This is a genomic window from Kitasatospora sp. NPDC007106 (genome assembly GCF_040634455.1).
GTDB classification, from domain to species: domain Bacteria; phylum Actinomycetota; class Actinomycetes; order Streptomycetales; family Streptomycetaceae; genus Kitasatospora; species Kitasatospora arboriphila.
In genome coordinates, this window is record NZ_JBEYFP010001428.1 from 1 (window position 1) to 1,091 (window position 1,091).

2 protein-coding genes are annotated in these 1,091 nt (G+C 78.1%); both read right to left on the reverse strand.

From position 1 onward, the window contains the following. Positions 1-8 precede the first annotated feature (8 nt). Positions 9-707, reverse strand: a complete 699-nt coding sequence (locus tag ABZ641_RS39015; protein ID WP_359989459.1) for a VTT domain-containing protein — start codon at positions 705-707, stop codon at positions 9-11. After that, the coding region (locus ABZ641_RS39020; protein WP_359989461.1) for a TIM barrel protein at positions 704-1,091 on the reverse strand (388 nt) is incomplete at its 5' end. The genes ABZ641_RS39020 and ABZ641_RS39015, both read right to left, overlap by 4 nt.

The window sequence follows — 1,091 nt, forward strand, 5'->3', positions numbered from 1 at the left end:
CCCGCGGATCAGCCCGCGGCGGCCGCCCGGCGGGCGCGGAGCAGTGAGACCCCGCTCACCGCCGTCATCAGCACGACCGCCCCGGTGGACAGCAGGAAGGCCGGCGAGGTCGGCGAGGAGGCGCTCGCACCGGCCACCACCGAGGCCGCGGTGCCCGGAAGCACCCCGAGGGCGGTCGCCGCGAGGTAGGGCGCCGGGCGCACACCGGAGAGCGCGCAGGCGTAGTTGGCGGGCTGGAACGGCACGCCCGGCACCAGTCGCAGCAGCAGCACGCTGCGGAAGCCCTGCTCGGTCAGCCGCCGGTCGACCGCGGCCGCCGCCCGGGCGCGCAGCAGCGGGCGGAGCGCGTCCCGGCCGAGGGTGCGACCGAGCCAGAACGCCGCGGCCGCGCCCAGGGTCGTCCCGGCGACCGCGAGCGGCAGGCCCACCGCCGTGCCCAGCAGCAGCCCGGCGGCCGCGTTGAGCGCCGGCTTCGGGACGAAGGCCAGCGTGCCCAGGGTGTACACCGCCAGCGCGATCGGCAGCCGCCAGGGCCCGTGCCCGCCGCCCAGCGCGTCGACCGGGCTCCACAGCAGCAGCGAGGCGGCCGCCGCCGCGAGCACCAGCACCAGCAGCACCGGCCGCAGCCGGCCGGTCCGGCGGTCCCGTTCGGTTTTTTGGTCGTCCCGCTGCACGTCCTGCGCGGCTGCCGGCCCTGCGTCGCTCATGCCGGAACGCCCGTGAGGGCCGGTGCGCCCGCGGCCGCGCGCAGCTCCTTGAGCCGGCGGATGTCCTGGCCGTGCCGGGCGCCCTCGACCCGGTCGGGGTCGTGCCGGCCGTCCGGGGTCTCGATGATCAGCGGGACGCCCGCGGTGTCCGGGTGGGCGAGCAGTTCGCCGAAGGCGTCCGCCCCGATGTGGCCCGCCCCGATGTTGGCGTGCCGGTCCTTGCGGGCGCCGAGCACGTCCTCGGAGTCGTTGGCGTGGACGAGCTTCAGCCGGCCCGGTCCGACCGCGTCCGTCAGCTCGGCCAGCATGGCCGCCGTCCCGCCCGGGGCGGCCAGGTCGTGCCCGGCGGCGAAGGCGTGGCAGGTGTCCAGACAGACCCCGACC